Annotated in this window: 14 protein-coding genes; 5 read left to right on the forward strand and 9 right to left on the reverse strand. The window is 70.0% G+C overall.

From position 1 onward, the window contains the following. Positions 1–29: 29 nt before the first annotated feature. A complete protein-coding gene (dnaE, locus tag AVL59_RS37320; RefSeq protein WP_067313507.1) occupies positions 30–3,569 on the reverse strand; it encodes a DNA polymerase III subunit alpha in 3,540 nt (1,179 codons plus the stop codon). 202 nt (positions 3,570–3,771) lie between these two features. Between dnaE and AVL59_RS37325 the strand changes: the two genes are divergently transcribed. From AVL59_RS37325 to AVL59_RS37340, 4 genes are all read left to right on the forward strand, one after another. Next, positions 3,772–5,097, forward strand: a complete 1,326-nt coding sequence (locus AVL59_RS37325; protein ID WP_067313509.1) for a DUF2252 domain-containing protein — start codon at positions 3,772–3,774, stop codon at positions 5,095–5,097. A gap of 68 nt (positions 5,098–5,165) precedes the next feature. Next, positions 5,166–5,855, forward strand: coding sequence for a hypothetical protein (locus tag AVL59_RS37330; protein ID WP_067313511.1), 690 nt, complete (start codon positions 5,166–5,168; stop codon positions 5,853–5,855). An 89-nt stretch (positions 5,856–5,944) separates the two neighbouring features. Continuing rightward, positions 5,945–6,766, forward strand: coding sequence for a thioredoxin domain-containing protein (locus AVL59_RS37335; protein ID WP_067313513.1), 822 nt, complete (start codon positions 5,945–5,947; stop codon positions 6,764–6,766). A gap of 105 nt (positions 6,767–6,871) precedes the next feature. Beyond that, on the forward strand, positions 6,872–8,545 hold the full coding sequence (locus AVL59_RS37340) for an alkaline phosphatase D family protein (RefSeq protein ID WP_067313515.1): 1,674 nt from the start codon (positions 6,872–6,874) through the stop codon (positions 8,543–8,545). A gap of 25 nt (positions 8,546–8,570) precedes the next feature. Here the strand turns inward: AVL59_RS37340 and AVL59_RS37345 are convergent, their stop codons facing one another. The 6 genes from AVL59_RS37345 to AVL59_RS37370 all read right to left on the reverse strand — a co-directional run bounded on the left by AVL59_RS37345 (position 8,571) and on the right by AVL59_RS37370 (position 14,235). Beyond that, entirely contained in the window at positions 8,571–9,149 is a 579-nt protein-coding gene (locus AVL59_RS37345) for a dienelactone hydrolase family protein (RefSeq protein ID WP_067313517.1), read from the reverse strand. A 183-nt stretch (positions 9,150–9,332) separates the two neighbouring features. After that, positions 9,333–10,919, reverse strand: coding sequence for a Na+/H+ antiporter (locus AVL59_RS37350; RefSeq protein ID WP_067313519.1), 1,587 nt, complete (start codon positions 10,917–10,919; stop codon positions 9,333–9,335). Between the two features lie 48 nt (positions 10,920–10,967). Beyond that, a complete protein-coding gene (locus tag AVL59_RS37355; RefSeq protein WP_067313520.1) occupies positions 10,968–11,435 on the reverse strand; it encodes a GNAT family N-acetyltransferase in 468 nt (155 codons plus the stop codon). Further along, a complete protein-coding gene (locus tag AVL59_RS37360) occupies positions 11,432–12,376 on the reverse strand; it encodes an RluA family pseudouridine synthase (RefSeq protein ID WP_067313522.1) in 945 nt (314 codons plus the stop codon). Before AVL59_RS37360 ends, AVL59_RS37355 begins: the two co-directional genes overlap by 4 nt. A gap of 52 nt (positions 12,377–12,428) precedes the next feature. Further along, positions 12,429–13,046, reverse strand: coding sequence for a signal peptidase II (lspA, locus tag AVL59_RS37365; RefSeq protein ID WP_067313524.1), 618 nt, complete (start codon positions 13,044–13,046; stop codon positions 12,429–12,431). A gap of 67 nt (positions 13,047–13,113) precedes the next feature. Then, entirely contained in the window at positions 13,114–14,235 is a 1,122-nt protein-coding gene (locus AVL59_RS37370) for a TraR/DksA family transcriptional regulator (RefSeq protein ID WP_067313526.1), read from the reverse strand. A gap of 606 nt (positions 14,236–14,841) precedes the next feature. Here AVL59_RS37370 and ileS point away from each other — a divergent pair. Beyond that, positions 14,842–17,985, forward strand: a complete 3,144-nt coding sequence (gene ileS, locus AVL59_RS37375; RefSeq protein WP_067313527.1) for an isoleucine--tRNA ligase — start codon at positions 14,842–14,844, stop codon at positions 17,983–17,985. 476 nt (positions 17,986–18,461) lie between these two features. On the opposite strand, the gene AVL59_RS37380 is transcribed toward ileS, so the two are convergent. Both AVL59_RS37380 and AVL59_RS37385 read right to left on the reverse strand, forming a co-directional pair. After that, positions 18,462–19,613 (reverse strand): DivIVA domain-containing protein, encoded by a 1,152-nt coding sequence (locus AVL59_RS37380; RefSeq protein ID WP_067313529.1) that lies wholly within the window; start codon positions 19,611–19,613, stop codon positions 18,462–18,464. A 55-nt stretch (positions 19,614–19,668) separates the two neighbouring features. Further along, positions 19,669–19,956, reverse strand: coding sequence for a YggT family protein (locus AVL59_RS37385; RefSeq protein WP_066992668.1), 288 nt, complete (start codon positions 19,954–19,956; stop codon positions 19,669–19,671). Positions 19,957–19,994: the final 38 nt, after the last annotated feature.

Here is a 19,994-nt window from a genome sequence, read left to right on the forward strand (position 1 = left end):
GAGGGTGCGCCCCTTCCCGTCGCATTCGCTCAGCCCGCCAGGCAGGAGGGGCCGAGCAGCACCTTCAGATCGCCGAAGAGGGCCGGGTCGGGCTTGACCCGGTGCCGGTCCAGGCGCAGCACGGTGGTCTTGCGCGGGCCCTGGAGCCTGATCCGGACCTCGCTGTCGCCCTTGTGATGGCTGAGGATCTCGCCGAGGCGGCTGACCATGGGCGGGGTGACCCTGGTGGCGGGGATGGTGAGGATCACCGGGGCGTTGGTGCCCGCGTTGGAGAGGTCCGGGACCATCAGCTCCATGGCGACGAGCCGCGGCACGTCCTCGCGCTTGTCGAGGCGGCCCTTGACGAACACCACGGCGTCCTCGACCAGCTGCGTGGACACCAGCTGATAGGTGGCCGGGAAGAACATGCACTCGATGGAGCCGGCGAGGTCCTCGACGGTGGCGATGGCCCAGGCGTTGCCCTGCTTGGTCATCTTGCGCTGCAGGCCGGAGATGATGCCGCCGATGGTGACGACCGCGCCGTCGGCGTGCTCGCCGCCGGTGAGCTGGGCGATGCCCGCGTCCGCCTTGTCGGACAGGACGTGCTCCAGGCCGAAGAGCGGGTGGTCGGAGACGTACAGACCGAGCATCTCCCGCTCCTGGGCGAGCAGGTAGGTCTTGTCCCACTCGTCCTCGGCGAACTGCACGTCGAGTCCGAAGCCGGGCTCGCTGCTCTCCTCCTCACCCATGCCGCCGAAGAGGTCGAACTGCCCCTCGGCCTCCTTGCGCTTGACCGCGACCACGTTGTCGATCATCGGTTCGTACTGGGCCGTCAGCCCCTTGCGGGTGTGCCCGAGGGTGTCGAACGCTCCCGCCTTGATCAGCGACTCCGTGGTGCGCTTGTTGCACGCGACCGCCTCGACCTTGTCGAGGTAGTCGGGGAAGGAGGCGTACTTGCCCTTCGCCTTGCGGCTCTTGATGATCGACTCCACCACGTTGGTGCCGACGTTGCGCACGGCTTCGAGGCCGAAGAGGATCACGTCGTCGCCCTGGGCGGCGAAGTTGTGCACCGACTCGTTGACGTTCGGCGGGAGCACCTTGATGCCCATGCGGCGGCACTCGTTGAGATAGATCGCCGACTTGTCCTTGTCGTCCTTGACGGAGGTCAGGAGCGCGGCCATGTACTCGGCGGGGTAGTTCGCCTTCAGATAGGCGGTCCAGTACGACACCAGGCCGTACGCGGCCGAGTGGGCCTTGTTGAAGGCGTAGCCGGCGAACGGGACCAGCACGTCCCACAGGGCCTGGATCGCCTCGTCGCTGTAGTCGTTCTTGCGGGCGCCGGCCTGGAAGATGGTGAAGTTCTTCGCCAGTTCCTCAGGCTTCTTCTTGCCCATCACCCGGCGGAGGATGTCGGCCTCGCCGAGCGAGTAGCCCGCGATGATCTGGGCGGCCTTCTGCACCTGCTCCTGGTAGACGATCAGGCCGTAGGTGACCGCCAGGACCTCTTCGAGGGGCTTCTCCAGCTCCTTGTGGATCGGGGTGATCTCCTGGAGCTTGTTCTTGCGCAGCGCGTAGTTGGTGTGCGAGTCCATGCCCATGGGACCCGGGCGGTACAGCGCCGACACGGCGGAGATGTCTTCGAAGTTGTCGGGCTTCATCAGGCGCAGCAGCGAGCGCATGGGGCCACCGTCGAACTGGAAGACGCCGAGGGTGTCGCCGCGCTGGAGCAGTTCGAAGGTCGTCGGGTCGTCGAGCGGGAGGCCCAGGAGGTCGATGTCGACCCCCTTGTTGACCTTCACCATCTTGACGGCGTCGTCCATGATCGTGAGGTTGCGCAGGCCCAGGAAGTCCATCTTCAGCAGGCCGAGCGACTCGCAGCTCGGGTAGTCCCACTGCGTGATGGTGACGTTGTCGGTGTGCCTCACCCAGACCGGGACATGCTCGGTGATGGTCTCGCTGGACATGATCACGCCGGCCGCGTGCACGCCCATCTGCCGGACCAGGCCCTCGACGCCCTTGGCGGTGTCGATGACCTTCTTCACGTCCGGCTCGTTCTCGTACATCCCGCGGATCTCGCCCGCCTCGCTGTAGCGCGGGTGCGAGGGGTCGGTGATGCCGTTCAGGTCGATGCCCTTGCCGAGGACGTCGGCGGGCATCGCCTTGGTGAGCCGGTCGCCCATGGCGTACGGATAGCCCAGCACGCGCGCGGAGTCCTTGATCGCGTTCTTGGCCTTGATCTTGCCGTACGTGCCGATCATGGCGACCTTGTCGGCGCCGTACTTCTCCGTCACGTACCGGATGACCTCGACGCGCCGACGCTCGTCGAAGTCGATGTCGACGTCGGGCATGGAGACGCGCTCGGGGTTCAGGAAGCGCTCGAAGATCAGGCCGTGCGGGATCGGGTCGAGGTCGGTGATGCCCATGGCGTAGGCGACGATCGAGCCGGCCGCGGAGCCTCGGCCGGGGCCGACCGCGATGCCGTTGTTCTTGGCCCACATGATGAAGTCGGCGACCACGAGGAAGTAGCCGGGGAACCCCATCTGGATGATGACGTCCATCTCGTACTCGGCCTGCTTCTGGCGGTCGTCGGGGATGCCGCCGGGGAAGCGGCGCTCCATGCCGCGGCGGACCTCCTCCTTGAACCAGGTGACCTCGGTGTAGCCCTCGGGGATGTCGAACTTCGGCATGAGGTTCTTCGCCTCGAACATGCCGGAGGTGTCCACCATCTCCGCGACCAGGAGCGTGTTGGCGCACCCCTCCTGCCAGGCGTCCGAGGAGTCGATGGCGTACATCTCGTCCGTGGACTTCAGGTAGTAGCCGGTGCCGTCGAACTTGAAGCGGTCGGGGTCGGAGAGGTTCTTGCCGGTCTGGATGCACAGCAGGGCGTCATGGGCGCCGGCCTCGTGCGCGTAGGTGTAGTGCGAGTCGTTGGTGACCAGCGGCGGGATGCCGAGCTTCTTGCCGATCTCCAGGAGACCGTCGCGGACCCGGTGCTCGATCTCGATCCCGTGGTCCATCAGCTCCATGAAGTAGCGGTCCTTGCCGAAGATGTCCTGGTAGTCGGCGGCGGCCTTGAGGGCCTCGTCGAACTGACCCAGGCGCAGCCGCGTCTGGACCTCTCCGGAGGGACAGCCGGTGGAGGCGACGATCCCCTCGGACCACTGGGAGATCGTCTCCTTGTCCATCCGGGGCCACTTCTGCAGCCAGCCCTCGGCGTAGGCGTCGGAGGAGAGCCGGAAGATGTTGTGCAGACCCGTCTTGTTGGTGGCCCACATCGTCTTGTGGGTGTAACCACCGGAACCGGAGACGTCGTCCCGCTTCTGGTGCGGCTGGCCCCACTGGATCTTGCGCTTGTTGCGCCGGGACTCCGGTGCGACATACGCCTCGATCCCGATGATCGGGGTGATTCCGGCCTTCTGCGCGGAATGGAAGAAGTCGTACGCCCCGTGGAGGTTGCCGTGGTCGGACATGGCGATGTGCGTCATGCCCATCTCATTGCAGGCGTTGAACATGTCCTTGAGCCGCGCGGCACCGTCCAGCAGCGAGTACTGGGTGTGGACGTGCAGGTGCGTGAAGGGCGGCTTTGACACGGTATGGCCTCCAACGGAAAACACTGGGGGACGGGCGGGCGGACAGTTCTGGGGTCAGCGTCGAAGTCTATGCCCCGGGACTGACACTCGCGGGCTATCCCTGCGTACCTTCATGCGGGAACCGGGCACTCCCGCGTGGCGTCGCCCGTTGGGTACGGCAGAAACGCTGTCGTACAGGCAATGCACCAGGAGGCACCCCGCGATGTCGGTCCCCCAGCTCAACGACGAGCCGCGCGGCGAGGAGATCCTCGCCGTCTTCGACACCGCCTTCGGCAGGCTCCTGGCCGCCGACCCGGCCGCGTTCCGGGTCAAGTTCCGGAAGATGGCGGCCTCGGCCTTCGCGTTCTACCGGGGCACGGCGTGCCTCTTCTACCACGACCTCGACGCGGAGAAGCGCGGCGGCCCGTACCTGGACGACCGCACCTCACGCGTGTGGATCCACGGCGACCTGCACGCCGAGAACTTCGGCACCTACATGGACTCCAACGGCCGCCTGGTCTTCAACGTCAACGACTTCGACGAGGCCTACGTAGGCCCGTTCACCTGGGACCTCAAGCGCTTCTCCGCCTCCATCGCGCTCATCGGGTACGCCAAGGCGCTCAGCGACGAGCAGATCACCGAGCTGGTGACGATCTACGCCGCCGCCTACCGCGAGCGCATCCACGCCCTGGCCACGGGCGCCAAGAGCGACGAGGTGCCGCCGTTCACGCTGGACACCGCGCAGGGTCCCCTCCTGGACGCGCTGCGTGACGCCCGCTCCCTGACCCGCTTCGAGCTGCTGGACTCGATGACCGAGATCCGTGAGTTCGAGCGCCGCTTCGCGCCGGGCGGCGGCTCCATCGAGCTGGACGCGGCCACCCGCTACAAGGTGCTGGCCGCCTTCGACGGCTACCTGGAGACACTGCCGGACTCCTCGCTGGCCCGCCCGGACTCGTACCGGGTGAAGGACGTCGTGGGCCGCCGGGGCATCGGCATCGGCTCGGCCGGCCTGCCGTCGTACAACATCCTCCTGGAGGGCCACAGCGACGCCCTGGAGAACGACGTCGTGATCTACATCAAGCAGGCCCAGACCCCGGCCGTCTCCCGGCACATCACGGACCCGGCGATCGCGGAGTACTTCCAGCACGAGGGCCACCGCACCGTGATCTCCCAGCGCGCCCTGCAGGCGCACGCCGACCCGTGGCTGGGCTGGACCGAGCTGGACGGCGCGGGCCAGCTGGTCGCCGAGGTCTCGCCGTACGCGGTGGACCTGGGCTGGGGCGACATCGACGACCCGGAGGAGATCGCGGCCGTCGTCGCGGACCTGGGCCGGGCCACGGCCACGATGCACGCGGCGGCGGACGACACCTCCGGCGAGTCCCTGGTGCCGTTCTCCACCGAGCGGGCCATCGACGCGGCGCTCGCGGCCGACGAGGAGGGCTTCGCTCCCCTGCTGGTGGACTTCGCGCACCGTTACGGCGCACGCGCGCGTGCCGACCACCAGATCTTCGTCGACCTGTTTCGCAACGGCCGGATTCCGGGGCTGTAACCTTCGCGGACTCACAGGCACTCTTTAGGGGTCCCTTACCCGCGTACGTGACAGACTCTTCTCTCGCTATGGACATATCCGGGACCCAGCTCAGAGCCGTGCGCACGGCGCTGTTCACGGCCGTGGTCGTGACGCTCAGCACCGCGTCGCACGTGCTGCTGTCCCGGGCCCCGCTGCCGGCCGCGACCGTGGCCGCGGTCGCCGCCGGTGTCTTCGCCGGCGCGTACGCGCTGGCGGGCCGCGAGCGCGGCTTCGGCCGGATCGCGGCCCTGCTGATCCCGCTGGAGCTGGCCGCGGACACGGTGTTCACCACCGGCCAGCACACCTGTTACGGCAGGGCGGGCGGCCCGATCGCCGGCCCCCTGCGCGCGGTCGGCCTGGACATGCTGTGCCAGGGCGGTGCCGTGGGCACCCCGCTGGCCCAGGTGACCGGCGCCCACGACCGCCCGGGCGCACTGCTCGCGCACGCCAGTCCGGCCGCCGCCTGGCTGCTGCTCGCCGCGCACGTCGGCGTGGGCCTGCTGGCCGCCGCCTGGCTGCGCCGGGGCGAGCGAGCCCTGACCCAGCTGGTGCGCGCGGTCGCCGCGACCACCTTCCGGCCGCTGCTGATGGCGGTGGCCGCCGGCGGCGTGCGGTTGTCTCCCGCGCGGCGGCTGCCGCGTCCGGCCCCTCGGCCGGCCGCCGTCCGCGATCTGCTTCTCGTGCACTCCCTGGGACGGCGGGGACCGCCGTGCTCGACCGCTTTCGCCCTCGCCTGAGCACGGGCGACGAAGGCAACTGAGCACGACCGGTTCCCCACACGTATCTCGCGTACGGCATGTGCGCGTCCCACATGGAGATCACCAATATGAGCAAGCGGAACACACAGTCGGCGAAGACGGCGGCCCGGGAGCGGCTGCGCGCGGAGCGCGAGCGGCAGGCCAAGCGTGACAAGGTCAGGCGACAGGTCGTCGTGGCCGCCTCGGTCGTGGGCGTGCTGGCCGCGGCGGGCGGCATCGGCTACGCCGTCGTCCAGATGAACAAGCCCGGCTACTGGGAGGGTCTGAAGGACGCCAAGGTCGTCGCCCCGGCCAACACCACGGGCGACAAGGGCACCACGGTCGTCATCGGCAAGGACACGGCCAAGAAGACCCTCAAGGTCTACGAGGACCCGCGCTGCCCGGTCTGCTCCCAGTTCGAGCAGAGCGTGGGCACGACCGTGAAGAAGGACATCGACGACGGCAAGTTCAAGATCCAGTTCATCGGTGCCACGTTCATCGACAACCACGACAACGGCGTGGGATCCAAGAACGCGCTGAGCGCCCTGGGCGCCGCGCTCAACGTCAGCCCCGAGGCCTTCCTGGAGTACAAGCGCGCGCTCTACTCGGCGAAGTTCCACCCCGATGAGAACACCGACGCGTTCAAGGACGACTCCTACCTCATCAAGGCCGCCGACACCGTGCCCGCGCTGAAGAACAACACGAAGTTCCAGGACGCGGTCAAGAAGGGCACCTACGACGCCTGGGCGATGGCCATGTCGAAGACCTTCGACGACGCCGCCAAGGACGGTGTGAGGGGCACCCCGAGCTTCGTCATGGACGGCAAGAAGCTCACCGTCGGCACCCAGGGCGGCCCGCCCATGTCCCCGGAGGACTTCGACAAGGTGGTGGACGCGGCCCTCAAGGGCTGATCACCCGTCAAAAACTGGCCACCGCGTGAAGAGCGGGCGAACTTTCGAAGTTCGCCCGCTCTTACGCATACCAATCAGTAAAACTGCTCAGTAACCTGATCGGCCGTGACCAGTCGATACAGATCATTTTCGGCCTCCGAGGGCATCAACTCCCTCTCGCCCCGCCGCCGTACGGTCGTCAAGGCCGCGGCGGCGACCGCTGTTCTGGCCGGCCCGCTCGCCGCCGCCGCCCTTCCCGCGCGTGCCGCCGACCAGGCGCCCGCCTTCCTGCACGGTGTCGCCTCCGGCGATCCCCTGCCCGACGGCATCCTGCTGTGGACCCGCGTGACCCCCACCCCGGAGGCGACACCGGGCTCCGGAGTCGGCCCGGACACCGAGGTGAGCTGGGTCGTCGCCAAGGACAAGGCGTTCAGCAGCATCGTCGCCAAGGGGTCCACCACCGCGAGGGCCGCCTCCGACCACACCGTGAAGGCCGACATACGCGGCCTGGAGCCGGCCACCGACTACTGGTTCCGCTTCTCGGCCGGCGGCACCGACTCCCCGGTGGCGCGCACCCGCACCGCGCCGGCGGCGGACGCTTCCGTGTCCGGCCTGCGCTTCGGCGTGGTCTCCTGCGCCAACTGGGAGGCGGGCTACTTCTCCGCCTACCGCCACCTCGCGGCCCGCAGCGACCTGGACGCCTGGCTGCACCTCGGCGACTACATCTACGAGTACAAGTCCGGTGAGTACGGGACCCGGGGCAAGGTCGTGCGCCCGCACGCCCCGGCGAACGAGATCATCACCCTCACCGACTACCGGATCCGGCACGCGAAGACCAAGACCGACCCCGACCTTCAGGCGCTGCACCTGAAGGCGCCGGTCATCGCGATCTGGGACGACCACGAGTTCGCCGACAACTCCTGGTCGGGCGGCGCGGTCAACCACACCGAGGGCGCCGAGGGCACCTGGACGGCCCGCCAGGCCGCCGCCAAGCAGGCCTACTTCGAGTGGATGCCGGTCCGCCCCGCGATCGCCGGCACCACCTACCGGCGGCTGCGCTTCGGCAAGCTCGCCGACCTGTCCCTGCTGGACCTGCGCTCCTTCCGCTCGCAGCAGGCCTCCGCGGCCAGCGGCTCGGTGGACGACCCGAACCGTACGATCACCGGACGCGCCCAGCTCGACTGGCTGAAGGCGGGGCTGAAGGCCTCCGACACCAAGTGGCGGCTGGTCGGCAACTCGGTGATGATCTCGCCGTTCGTGGTCGGCTCCCTCACCGCCGACCTGTTCAAGCCGCTCGCCAAGCTCCTCGGCCTGCCCCAGGACGGCATCGGCGTCAACACCGACCAGTGGGACGGCTACACCGACGACCGCCGCGAGCTGCTGGACCACCTGCGCTCCAACGCCATCGGCAACACCGTCTTCCTGACCGGTGACATCCACATGGCGTGGGCCAACGACGTGCCGGTGGACGCGGGAACCTACCCGCTGTCGGCCTCGGCGGCGACCGAGTTCGTGGTGACCTCGGTGACCTCCGACAACCTCGACGACATCGTGAAGGTCCCCGAGGGCACCGTCTCCGCGGTCGCCTCGCCGGTCATCAGAGCCGCCAACCGGCACGTCCACTGGGTGGACACCGACCGCCACGGCTACGGCGTCCTGGACATCACCGCCGACCGCACGCAGATGGACTACTACGTCCTGTCCGACCGCACGGACCCGAACGCGACCTCCAGCTGGGAGCGTTCGTACCGCACCCGCAGCGGCACGCAGAAGATCGAGCGCACCTACGACCCGGTGTAACCGCGCGAAGCCGACCGGGCCGTCCCTACGCGGCCCGCAGGTCGTCGAGGAAGCCGAGCGCCACCCGCCAGGTGGCCTCGGCGGCCTCCCGGTCGTAGTCAGGCAGCCCGGGGTCGGTGTAGAGGTGGCCGGCTCCCGCGTACCGGTAGACCTCCACATCGGCGCCGGCCCGGCCCATCTGGAGATACCAGGCGCTCAGCCAGTCGTCCGTCTCGAACGGGTCGGGCTCGGCCACGTGCAGCTGCACCGGCAGCTCGTCCGCGTACGCGCCCGGCGCGATGTCCGACGTGCCGTGCAGAAGCAGCAGCCCGCGCGCCCTGTCGTCGCCGAGGGCGAGGGTCTGCGCGATGGAGGCGCCGAGCGAGAACCCCGCGTACACGAGCCCCCGCTCCGAGTACGGAGCCGCCGCCAGCACGGCCCGCTTCAGCAACTCCTCCTTGCCGATCTCCTCCTTGAACCCCATGCCCTCCTCGACCGTGTCGAAGGTGCGCCCCTCGAAGAGGTCCGGGGTCCACACCTCGTGGCCCGCCGCGCCCAGCCGTTCCGCGGCGTCGCGGACCGCGGGCCTGAGCCCGTAGGTCGAGTGAAAGAGCATGATGTTCATGAGGCCATGGTGCCAGCCGGGTACGACAACGCCGTACCGCGAACGTCCCGGCAAGGCCGGCGAACGGGGCCCGGGGCTCGCGTCGGCACCACGGAAAGCCGCCGGCGGCGAAAGGATCCCCACGGCAGACGCCGGCCTCTCAGCCCCCTGGAAGCGGGCGGGCGCGGGCGGGAAGGCCACGGGTCAGAGCAGGCTGCGCGCGTCGAGATGCCTCAGCACCCGGTCCACGATCTCCGGATCCGCCCCCGGCTCGCTCCGCGCCGCCAGCACCTCGTGCCGCGCCGCGCTCAGCATCTCCCCCTGGATCCGCCGCACCCTCTTCAGCCGCTTGGCCCGCTGGTGCTGCGCTTCGCGCCGCTCCTCCTCCCCCATGTCCGGGCTGATCCGGATCCCGATGTCGAAGGCCCGCCGCAGCATCTGCTCGGACAGCTCCTCCGGGAGCTCCTCCACCTGCTCGATCTCCCGCAGCCTGCGCTTGGCCGCCCTCGCCGCCCGTACGGCCAGTTCCTTCTCGAAGTCCTTCTCCCGCTCGGAGTCGGCCCGCACCCCGAGCCGCTTCACCAGCCAGGGCAGCGTCAGCCCCTGCAGCACCAGCGTGGCGACAATCACTCCGAAGGCGATGAAGACCAGCTCGTCCCGGTCGGGAAAGGGGGACCCGTCGCGGGTCCTGAGGGGGATGGCGAGCGCCAGCGCCACCGAGGCCACCCCGCGCATCCCGGACCACCACATCACGACGGTCTCCCGCCAGCTCATCGGGATCTCCTCGTCGTAGTCCCGCCAGGCGTGCAGCCGTTTGGTCAGCCAGGTCGCCGGCATCAGCCACACCAGCCGGACGACGACCACGACCCCCGTGACGGCCGCCGCCCAGCCGATCAGCTCGCCCCAGCGCCCGGTCGCCGTCCGGATCGCGTTGTGCAGTTCGAGGCCGATCAGCCCGAAGGCGACACCGGTGACGAGTGTGTCGATGATGTCCCAGAAGGCGTACCCGGCCAGCCGGGTCATCACGGCGTCGGCGTCCAGGGCGTACTCGGCGAGGAACAGGGCCGTGGTGAGCACGGCGAGCACCCCCGACCCGTGCAGCTGCTCCGCGAGCACATAGGAGGCGTACGGCACCAGCAGGGTCAGCCCGATCTGCAGGGTCGCGTCGCCGAGCAGGTCCATCAGTCTGTTCGCGCCCCAGCCGAGCGCCAGCCCGACGACGACCGCGACCACGGCGGACAGCACCAGGTCCAGGCCGGCCCGCCAGACCGAGAACCGACCGCTGACGACCGCGGCGATCGCGACGTGGTACAGCACGATGGCCGTGACGTCGTTGAAGAGCCCCTCGCCCTCCAGGATCGACACCAGCCGGCGGGGCAGTCCGAGCTGCCCGGCGACGGCGGTCGCGGCGACCGGGTCCGGCGGGGCGATCAGGGCGCCGAGCGCCACGGCGGCGGCGAGCGGCAGCCCCGGCACGATCGCGTTGGCGACGTACGCCACGCACACCGTCGTGACGAACACGAGGGCGACGGCCAGCAGGAAGATCGGGCGCTTGTTGGCCGCGAACTGCCGCCACGAGGTCCGCCGTACGGCGGCGTAGAGCAGCGGCGGCAGCAGCGCGGGCAGGATCAGCTCGGGCGGGATGTCCACGTCGGGAACGAAGTCGGCGACCGCCAGGATCCCGCCGAAGAGGGTCATCAGCACCGGTGCCGGCAGCCCCAGCCGGTCCCCCACCGGCACGCTCACCAGCGCCCCGAGCAGCAGCACGAACAACAGGACCGGCTGATCCACGGCGAGCGCTCCGGAACTCGACGATTCACATGGCAGGCCTCAAGACTGCTACAGAGCGCGCCGCATCGCCCGGTGTGGAATGCCGGCGTCCGGGAACTCCGGGCCGTACGCCTCGTAGCCCAGGCGCTCGTAGAAACCCAGGGCCCGGGTCTGCGCGTGCAGGTCCACCGCGGCCAGGCCACGCGCGCGTGCCGCGTCCTCGATGGCCCGTACCAGGGCCACGCCGACGCCCAGCCCACGCGCCCGACGGGTCACGGCGAGCCGCCCCAGGGAACCCACGGAGGCGTCCTGGCCGGTCTTCTTCATGGCCGCCTCGCCGTGCAGCAGACGCCCGGTGCCGAGCGGCACACCGTCCTCGCGGACCGCCAGCAGGTGCACGGCGACGGCGTCGTACGCGTCGTACTCGATGTCCTGCGGGACGCCCTGCTCGACTACGAAGACGTCCTTGCGCACCGCGAAGCAGGCCTCACGGTCGGCGGGGTCCTCGGCGGTCCGGACGGTGTACGGCGTGCTCACGCGTATGTCTCTTCGCGCACCTGGTCGAGGGCCGTCTGCAGGTCCTCCGGGTAGTCGCACGCGAACTCCACCCACCGGCCGTCCCCGGGGTGCTCGAAGCCGAGCCGTACGGCGTGCAGCCACTGCCGGGTCAGGCGCAGCCGCTTGGCGAGGGTGGGGTCGGCGCCGTAGGTCAGGTCGCCGACGCAGGGGTGGCGGTGGGCGGACATGTGGACGCGGATCTGGTGGGTGCGGCCGGTCTCCAGCTTCACGTCCAGCAGGGAGGCGGCGCGGAAGGCCTCGATGAGGTCGTAGTGGGTCACCGAGGGCTTGCCGTCGGCCGTGACCGCCCACTTGTAGTCGTGGTTCGGGTGGCGGCCGATGGGCGCGTCGATGGTGCCGCTCGTCGGGTCCGGGTGGCCCTGGACAAGGGTGTGGTAGCGCTTGTCGACCGTGCGCTCCTTGAACTGGCGCTTGAGCGACGTGTACGCGTACTCGGACTTGGCGACCACCATCAGGCCCGAGGTGCCGACGTCGAGGCGGTGCACGATGCCCTGGCGCTCGGCGGCGCCGGAGGTGGAGATCCGGTACCCGGCGGCCGCGAGACCGCCGATGACGGTCGTGCCGGACCAGCCCGGCGAGGGGTGCGCGGCCACACCGACCGGCTTGACGATGACGACCACGTCCTCGTCGTCGTGCACGATCTCCATGCCCTCGACCGGCTCGGCCACGACCTGCACGGGGGCGGGCGCCCCCGGCATCTCGACCTCGAGCCAGGCACCGCCGCGCACCCGCTCGGACTTGCCGACCACCGTGCCGTCGACCTGCACCTTGCCTGCCGCGGCCAGCTCGGCCGCCTTCGTACGGGAGAAGCCGAACATGCGGGAGATGGCGGCGTCGACGCGCTCGCCCTCCAGGCCGTCGGGCACGGGCAGGGTACGGATCTCGGGAATCGTGCTCACCCGTCGAGTATGCCGGACGGGTCCGACAACCTCGTACGAGAGTCCCGCGGCCTCAGTCCTTGTGGACGGTGCCGTCGGGGTCCAGACCGCGGAAGGACAGCAGCACGATCAGGATGCCGCCGCACACGATCGCCGAGTCGGCCAGGTTGAACACCGCGAAGCCCTTGGGCGCGATGAAGTCCACGACCTCGCCCTCGAAGATCCCGGGCGCACGGAAGATCCGGTCGGTGAGGTTGCCGAGCGCGCCGCCGAGCAGCAGGCCGAGCGCGACCGCCCAGGGAAAGCTGTAGAGCTTGCGGGCCAGCCGGATGATCACCACGATCACGGCGGCCGCGATCAGCGTGAAGATGATCGTGAAGGCCGCGCCGAAACCGAAGGCCGCGCCCGGGTTGCGGATGGCGTGCAGCTCCAGCAGGTCCCCGACCACCTCGATCGGCGCGTGGTGCTCCAGCTTCGCGACCACGAGCATCTTGCTGATCAGGTCGAGGGCGTAGGCGAACGCGGCCACCACGAACAGCACGGCGATCCGTCGCCCGCGGCCGGTCCGCTGCCGCGCCGGCGCCTCCTGCGCGCCCGCGCCGGACCCGGCGGGCGCTCCGGCCGCCGCCGTCCGCTCGCCGCCGTCGTCCGGGGTGTCCGGCATACCGATGATGCGCTCCGCCTCTGCCACGTGAGTCCCTCAACCTAGGTGCCTGCCTCGGCACGAGACTACGGCACGCTCCGGCGGCCCCCCGTGCTCAGGAGCGGCGTTCCTGCTTCTGCTTGCACTCCACGCACAGGGTGGCCCTCGGGAACGCCTGCATGCGGGCCTTGCCGATGGGGTTGCCGCAGTTCTCGCACAGACCGTAGGTGCCCGCGTCGAGCCGCTCCAGGGCGCGCTCGGTCTGGATCAGCATCTCGCGCGCGTTGGCGGCCAGTGCCATCTCGTGCTCGCGCGTGATGTTCTTGGTCCCGGTGTCGGCCTGGTCGTCGCCGGCGCCGTCCCCGGAGTCCCGCATCAGTCCCACCAGGGACTCCTCGGAGGAGCTGATCTCGGTCTTCAGCCGCAGCGCCTCGGCCGTCAGCTCCGCACGGGCTTCGGCGACCTCTTCCGGGGTCCAGGGGTCCTCACCGGGGCGCACCGCCAGCTCGCCGGGCTCCGCCGCGGCGATCCGCGCCTTGGGTACGGCGGTCTGCTCCGCCGTGGCCGTGCCAGGAGTCTTCTTCGCAACCACTGTCGTGGCTCCCGTCTGCTTCGCGGCCCGCGCCGCGCCCGCTTTCTTGGCCGTGCTCTTCTCGGCCGCCCCCGTGGAGACGTCCCCGGCGGCCGTGCTCCTCGCGCCGGTCTTCTTGCCGCCCTCCGTCGCCTTCACGGCCGTCCCCTCGGCGGTGGTCTTCTTCGCGGCCGCCGCCTTCACGGCCGTCTTCCCCGCACCCGCCTTCTTCGTGCTCGCCTTCTTCGTGCTCGCCTTCGTGGCCGCCGCGGCAGCCGTCCCCTTCGCGCCGGCCTTCTGTCCGGCCGTCCTCGAAGCGGTCGTCTTCGCGGCGGCTGCCTTCTTGGCCGTCGCCTTCTTCGCCACGGCCGCCTTCGTGACCGGCGCCTGCTCGGCCGATGCCTTTTCGACCGGCGCCTTCTCGGCGGTGTGCTTGTTGCCCGAGTCCTTCTTCCCGGCCTCCGCCGCGGTACCCGGTTTCCGCCCGCCCTCCTCGTCCACGACCACCTTGTCCACAGCCGTCACCTTCTTCACGGCAGCGTGCGCGTTCTTCTTGCCGCCGGCCTTCCCGGCCTCGCCACCGGAGGCAGCCGTACCGCCGGAGACGGCCGCGCCCCGGGTGCGACCGGTCGCCGGCTGCTGTACGACGGTCTTTTTCGCCACCATGGCCGCGGCCCCTTCACATATTGTGATCTTGCTCGCGAATCGTGCTGGGACGATAAATCGACTTGAGTCCTCCGGCAACGGGGCACGCCGCCCGATTCGCCTGCCCCGCGCCCCCCGCGCGGCGGACCTGCATGCGTTGTGCCCAGCTCCCCGCCGGGTAATCCGCCGGGCCGGGCGTCGCCCAAGGTGAGCGGCCGCGACCTCGCCATTCGGGTCACACGTCTCCTGGCCCCGCCGGCCGCCCGCCCGCCGGAGAAAAGCGGTCGGCCGGTGTCCGCGCGGAGCCGTACACTGGGCGGAGCGAAAAGCGTGGATGGGGACGAGTAGCGGCGTACGCAGCCCAGAGCGACCCGGGGACGGTGTGAGCCCGGGGGCGAGCGCGACGTGAAGATCACCCCGGAGCCGCCGGAAGAACGCCGTGGAGTACCCACCGCGGCGAGTAGAACCGGCATCGCGACCCCAATGAGGGGGCTCACCGGCGCGTACGGCGCGGCGGAGGGCCAAGGAGGGTGGTACCGCGGGAGCGCGCCGCACACGGCGTAGACAGGATCGAAGGCTCTCGTCCCTCCGACGGAAGGCAGCAAGTCCGTTGGAGGATGCTCGCAGATGACAGCGCCGACGTACCGCCAGGTGCCCGCACAGGTCGACCTGCCCGCTCTTGAGCACGCCGTGCTCGACTTCTGGCGCGACCAGAAGATCTTCGCCAAGAGCCTGGAGCAGTCCGAGGGCCGCCCGGAGTGGGTGTTCTACGAGGGCCCGCCCACCGCGAACGGCATGCCCGGCGCCCACCACATCGAGGCACGCGTCTTCAAGGACGTCTTCCCCCGCTTCCGCACCATGCGCGGCTACCACGTGGCCCGCAAGGCCGGCTGGGACTGTCACGGGCTGCCGGTGGAGCTGACGGTCGAGAAGGAGCTCGGCTTCAGCGGCAAGCAGGACATCGAGGCGTACGGCATCGCCGCCTTCAACACCAAGTGCCGCGAGTCCGTGCTCCGCCACACCGACGCCTTCGAAGAGCTCACGGCCCGCATGGGCTACTGGGTCGACCTCAACGACGCGTACGTGACGATGGACCCCGAGTACATCGAATCGGTCTGGTGGTCGCTCAAGGAGATCTTCACCAAGGGCCTGCTGGTCCAGGACCACCGCGTCGCCCCCTGGTGCCCGCGCTGCGGCACCGGCCTGTCCGACCACGAGCTGGCGCAGGGCTACGAGACGGTCGTCGACCCGTCCGTGTACGTCCGTTTCCCGCTCACCTCCGGTCCGCTCGCCGGCGAAGCCGCGCTCCTGGTGTGGACGACGACCCCGTGGACCCTGGTGTCCAACACGGCCGTCGCGGCGCACCCCGAGGTCACCTACGTCGTCGCGACCGACGGCGCGGAGAAGCTCGTCGTGGCCGAGCCGCTCGTCGCCAAGGCGCTCGGCGAGGGCTGGGAGGTCACCGGCCAGACCTTCACGGGCGCCGAGATGGAGCGCTGGACGTATCAACGTCCGTTCGAGCTGGTGGAGTTCCCGGAGCCCGCGCACTACGTGGTGAACGCCGAGTACGTCACCACCGAGGACGGTACGGGTCTGGTCCACCAGTCCCCCGCCTTCGGTGAGGACGACCTCAAGGTCTGCCGCTCCTACGGCCTGCCCGTGGTCAACCCGGTCCGCCCCGATGGCACCTTCGAGGAGGATGTCCCGCTGGTCGGAGGCGTCTTCTTCAAGAAGGCGGACGAAAAGCTCACCGAGGACCTCCAGCAGCGCGGCCTGCTCTTCCGGCACACCCCGTACGAGCACAGCTACCCGCACTGCTGGCGCTGCCACACCGCGCTGCTCTACTACGCGCAGCCCTCCTGGTACATCCGCACCACGGCCGTCAAGGACAGGCTGATCCAGGAGAACGAGAAGACCAACTGGTTCCCGGAGACGGTCAAGCACGGCCGCTTCGGCGACTGGCTGAACAACAACATCGACTGGGCGCTGTCCCGCAACCGCTACTGGGGCACCCCGCTGCCGATCTGGCGCTGCGAGGACGACCACCTCACGGTCGTCAGCTCCCGCGCGGAACTGACCGAGCTGACCGGCACCGACCAGTCGGGCCTGGACCCGCACCGCCCGTACATCGACGAGGTCACCTTCGCCTGCCGTCACGACGGCTGCGGGAAGACGGCCACGCGCGTGCCCGAGGTCATCGACGCCTGGTACGACTCGGGTTCGATGCCGTTCGCGCAGTGGGGCTACCCGCACAAGAACAAGGAGCTGTTCGAGAGCCGGTACCCGGCGCAGTTCATCTCCGAGGCGATCGACCAGACGCGCGGGTGGTTCTACACCCTCATGGCCGTCGGCACCCTCGTCTTCGAGAAGTCGTCGTACGAGAACGTCGTGTGCCTCGGCCACATCCTCGCCGAGGACGGCCGCAAGATGTCCAAGCACCTGGGCAACACCCTGGACCCGATCCCGCTCATGGACCGGCACGGCGCGGACGCGGTGCGCTGGTTCATGGCGGCCGGCGGCTCCCCGTGGGCGGCCCGCCGGGTGGGCCACGGCACCATCCAGGAGGTCGTGCGCAAGACGCTGCTGACGTATTGGAACACGGTCGCCTTCCAGGCGCTCTACGCCCGTACGTCCAACTGGGCTCCCAGCGCGGCGGACCCGGCCCCGAGCGACCGACCGCTCCTCGACCGCTGGCTGCTCTCCGAACTGCACGCGCTCACCGACCAGGTGACGCAGGCGCTGGAGGCGTACGACACCCAGCGCGCCGGCAAGCTGCTGTCCGCGTTCGTCGACGACCTGTCCAACTGGTACGTCCGCCGCTCGCGTCGCCGCTTCTGGCAGGGCGACAAGGCCGCGCTGCGCACACTGCACGAGGTGCTGGAGACGGTCACCAAGCTGATGGCCCCGATCACCCCGTTCATCACCGAGCGGGTGTGGCAGGACCTGGTCGTGCCGGTGACCCCGGGCGCCCCGGACTCGGTCCACCTGGCGTCGTGGCCGGCGGCGGACCTCGGCGCGATCGACCCGGATCTGTCGAAGCAGATGGTCCTGGTCCGCCGGCTGGTGGAGCTGGGCCGTGCCACGCGCGCGGAGTCGGGCGTCAAGACGCGCCAGCCGCTGTCCCGGGCCCTGATCGCCGCCACCGGCTTCGAGGCGCTCGACCGCGAGCTGCACACCCAGATCACGGAGGAGCTGAACGTCTCCGCGCTGGCGTCCCTCTCCGAGGTCGGCGGCTCGCTGGTGGACACGACCGCCAAGGCGAACTTCCGCGCCCTGGGCAAGCGGTTCGGCAAGCGGGTGCAGGACGTGGCCAAGGCCGTCGCGAACGCCGACGCGGCCGCGCTGTCCCTCGCCCTGCGCGAGGGCACGGCGTCGGTGGAGGTCGACGGCGAGACGGTCGCCCTCGCCCCGGACGAGGTGATCATCACCGAGACACCGCGCGAGGGCTGGTCGGTCGCCTCCGACTCCGGCGCCACGGTCGCGCTGGACCTGGAGATCACGGAGGAGCTGCGGCAGGCGGGCCTCGCCCGTGACGCGATCCGGCTGATCCAGGAGGCCCGCAAGAACAGCGGACTGGACGTGGCCGACCGGATCGCGCTGCGCTGGACCTCGACCGACCCCGCGGTCCTCGCGGCGCTGACCGAGCATGCCGGACTGATCGCCGAGGAGGTCCTGGCGACCGACTTCGGTCAGGGCGAGGCCGACGAGACGTACGGCGATGCCTTCACCGACGAGGGCCTGTCGCTGACGTTCCGGCTGCGCAAGGCATAGCAGGGGCCTGGGAAGGGCCCGGCTCCCCGTGGGGGCCGGGCCCTTCCCCGTGCGCGAGAAGCCCGATGCGCCCACGGCCGGCGAGAGCGACAGCCGGTGCTCCGGTGGCCGGCCCGCGTACAGCATGCCGATCCCGGAATCGTTCGGGTGCCCGCCGAGGACGAAGCCGCCCGCCGTGAGGACGGCACGGATCGCCTCGGTCGTCGCGTCGCGCACCACCGCCTCGAACCCGCACACGGGGTCGAGGCAGCGCCGCTCGGCCCGGCACCGCGAGGCGGCCGACCGCAGCGCGGGGGCCGGATCCCGGCTGACGCCTGCCCGCCCCGGGGAACCGTGTGCTCGTTCATCGCGGTCACGCTACGACATCCGGTCGACACCCCCGTCAACACGCGTAAAAAGGGCGGGGCCCCGGACCGAAGTCCGGGGCCCCGCCCTTTGAACGCTGCCGACGCCGTTGTCGTACTAGTGCCCGGTGCTCAGTTGTCGTCCTCGTCGATCAGGAACCCGCGCATCGGCGAGGGAGCCTGACCCATCGGGGACGGACCCTGCGGACGGACCGGGGCCATCGGCTGGGTCATCGCCGGGGTCATCTGCTGCTGACCGCCGTAGGACGGAGCGGACGGCGCAGGGGCCCCACCCATCGTCTGGTTGCCGCCGTACGACGGGGTGCTCGCACCGGCCGGGGCCATGGAGGGCGCCGGGGACGGCGGGAGCGAGGCGGTGGCCGGGGTCCGCGGCGGGGCCAGCGAGTCGTCGGCCTGCGTCTCCAGCTGGCGCAGCTGCGACTCCAGGTACGACTTCAGACGCGTGCGGTACTCGCGCTCGAAGCCGCGCAGGTCCTCGACCTTGCGCTCCAGCGTGGCGCGCGCGGACTCCAGGGAGCCCATGGCTACGCGGTGCTTCTCCTGCGCGTCCCGCTCCAGGGCGTCGGCCTTGGCACGGGCGTCACGCTCCAGACCCTCGGCGCGGCTGCGGGCCTCGCCGACGATCTTGTTGGCCTCGGAGCGAGCCTCGGCGATCGCCTGGTCGGCGGTCTGCTGGGCCAGCGAGAGGACTCGGGCGGCGCTGTCGCCACCAGGGCCCTGACCGGGGCCGCCCATCGGGCCGCCCATGGGGCCGCCCATCGGGCCGCCCATCTGCTGCTGCATGGGCGGCTGACCGCCCATGGGGCCCTGACCCATCGGACCCTGTCCCATCGGCCCCTGACCCATCGGACCCTGGCCCATCGGACCGGGACCCTGCGGGCCGCCCTGACCGCCGGGACCAGCGGGCAGCTGCGGGGCACCGCTCGGCAGCTGGGGCGGGCCACCCATGGGGCCACCCATCTGCTGCTGCGGCGGGCCCGATATCCCGGCGGGCACCGGCGCGCCGGGACCTCGCATCCCCTGCTGGGGAATGCCCTGCTGCTGGTCCTGCTCCGGAGGCTTGCGCATGTTCTGCTGGTTCTGGGCAGCAGCGCGCGTGGCCGCGGCCAGTTTGGCGCGCAGGTCCTCGTTCTCACGAAGCAGACGGGTCAGTTCGGCTTCGACCTCGTCGAGGAAGGCATCGACCTCGTCCTCGTCATAGCCTTCTCGGAGGCGGACGGTCGTGAACTGCTTGTTCCGCACGTCCTCGGGGGTCAACGGCATCTCTTCACCTCAACGTAGTCATCGGCAGTCGGCAAGACCGTATCGTCAACCCTCATCACAGAAAGCTCCGCGCAACAGAGATGAGAATGTAGACGATGATCATCAGTACGAAGAAGGACAGGTCGAGCGCCACGCCCCCGAGACGCAGCGGCGGGATGAACCGCCGCAGAAGCTTCAGCGGTGGATCGGTGACAGTGTAGGTGGCCTCCAGGACGACCACCATCGCCTTGCCGGGTTGCCACGAGCGGGCGAACTGAAAGACGTAGTCCATGACCAGCCGGAAGATGAGCACGACGAGGAACACCATCAGCGCGATGTAGATCACCTGCGCGAACACGCTCATGGTCTGGGCTTCCCTCTCCCCTGTTTCCGTGCTTCCTA

The sequence above is a fragment of the Streptomyces griseochromogenes genome, from assembly GCF_001542625.1.
Lineage (GTDB): Bacteria > Actinomycetota > Actinomycetes > Streptomycetales > Streptomycetaceae > Streptomyces > Streptomyces griseochromogenes.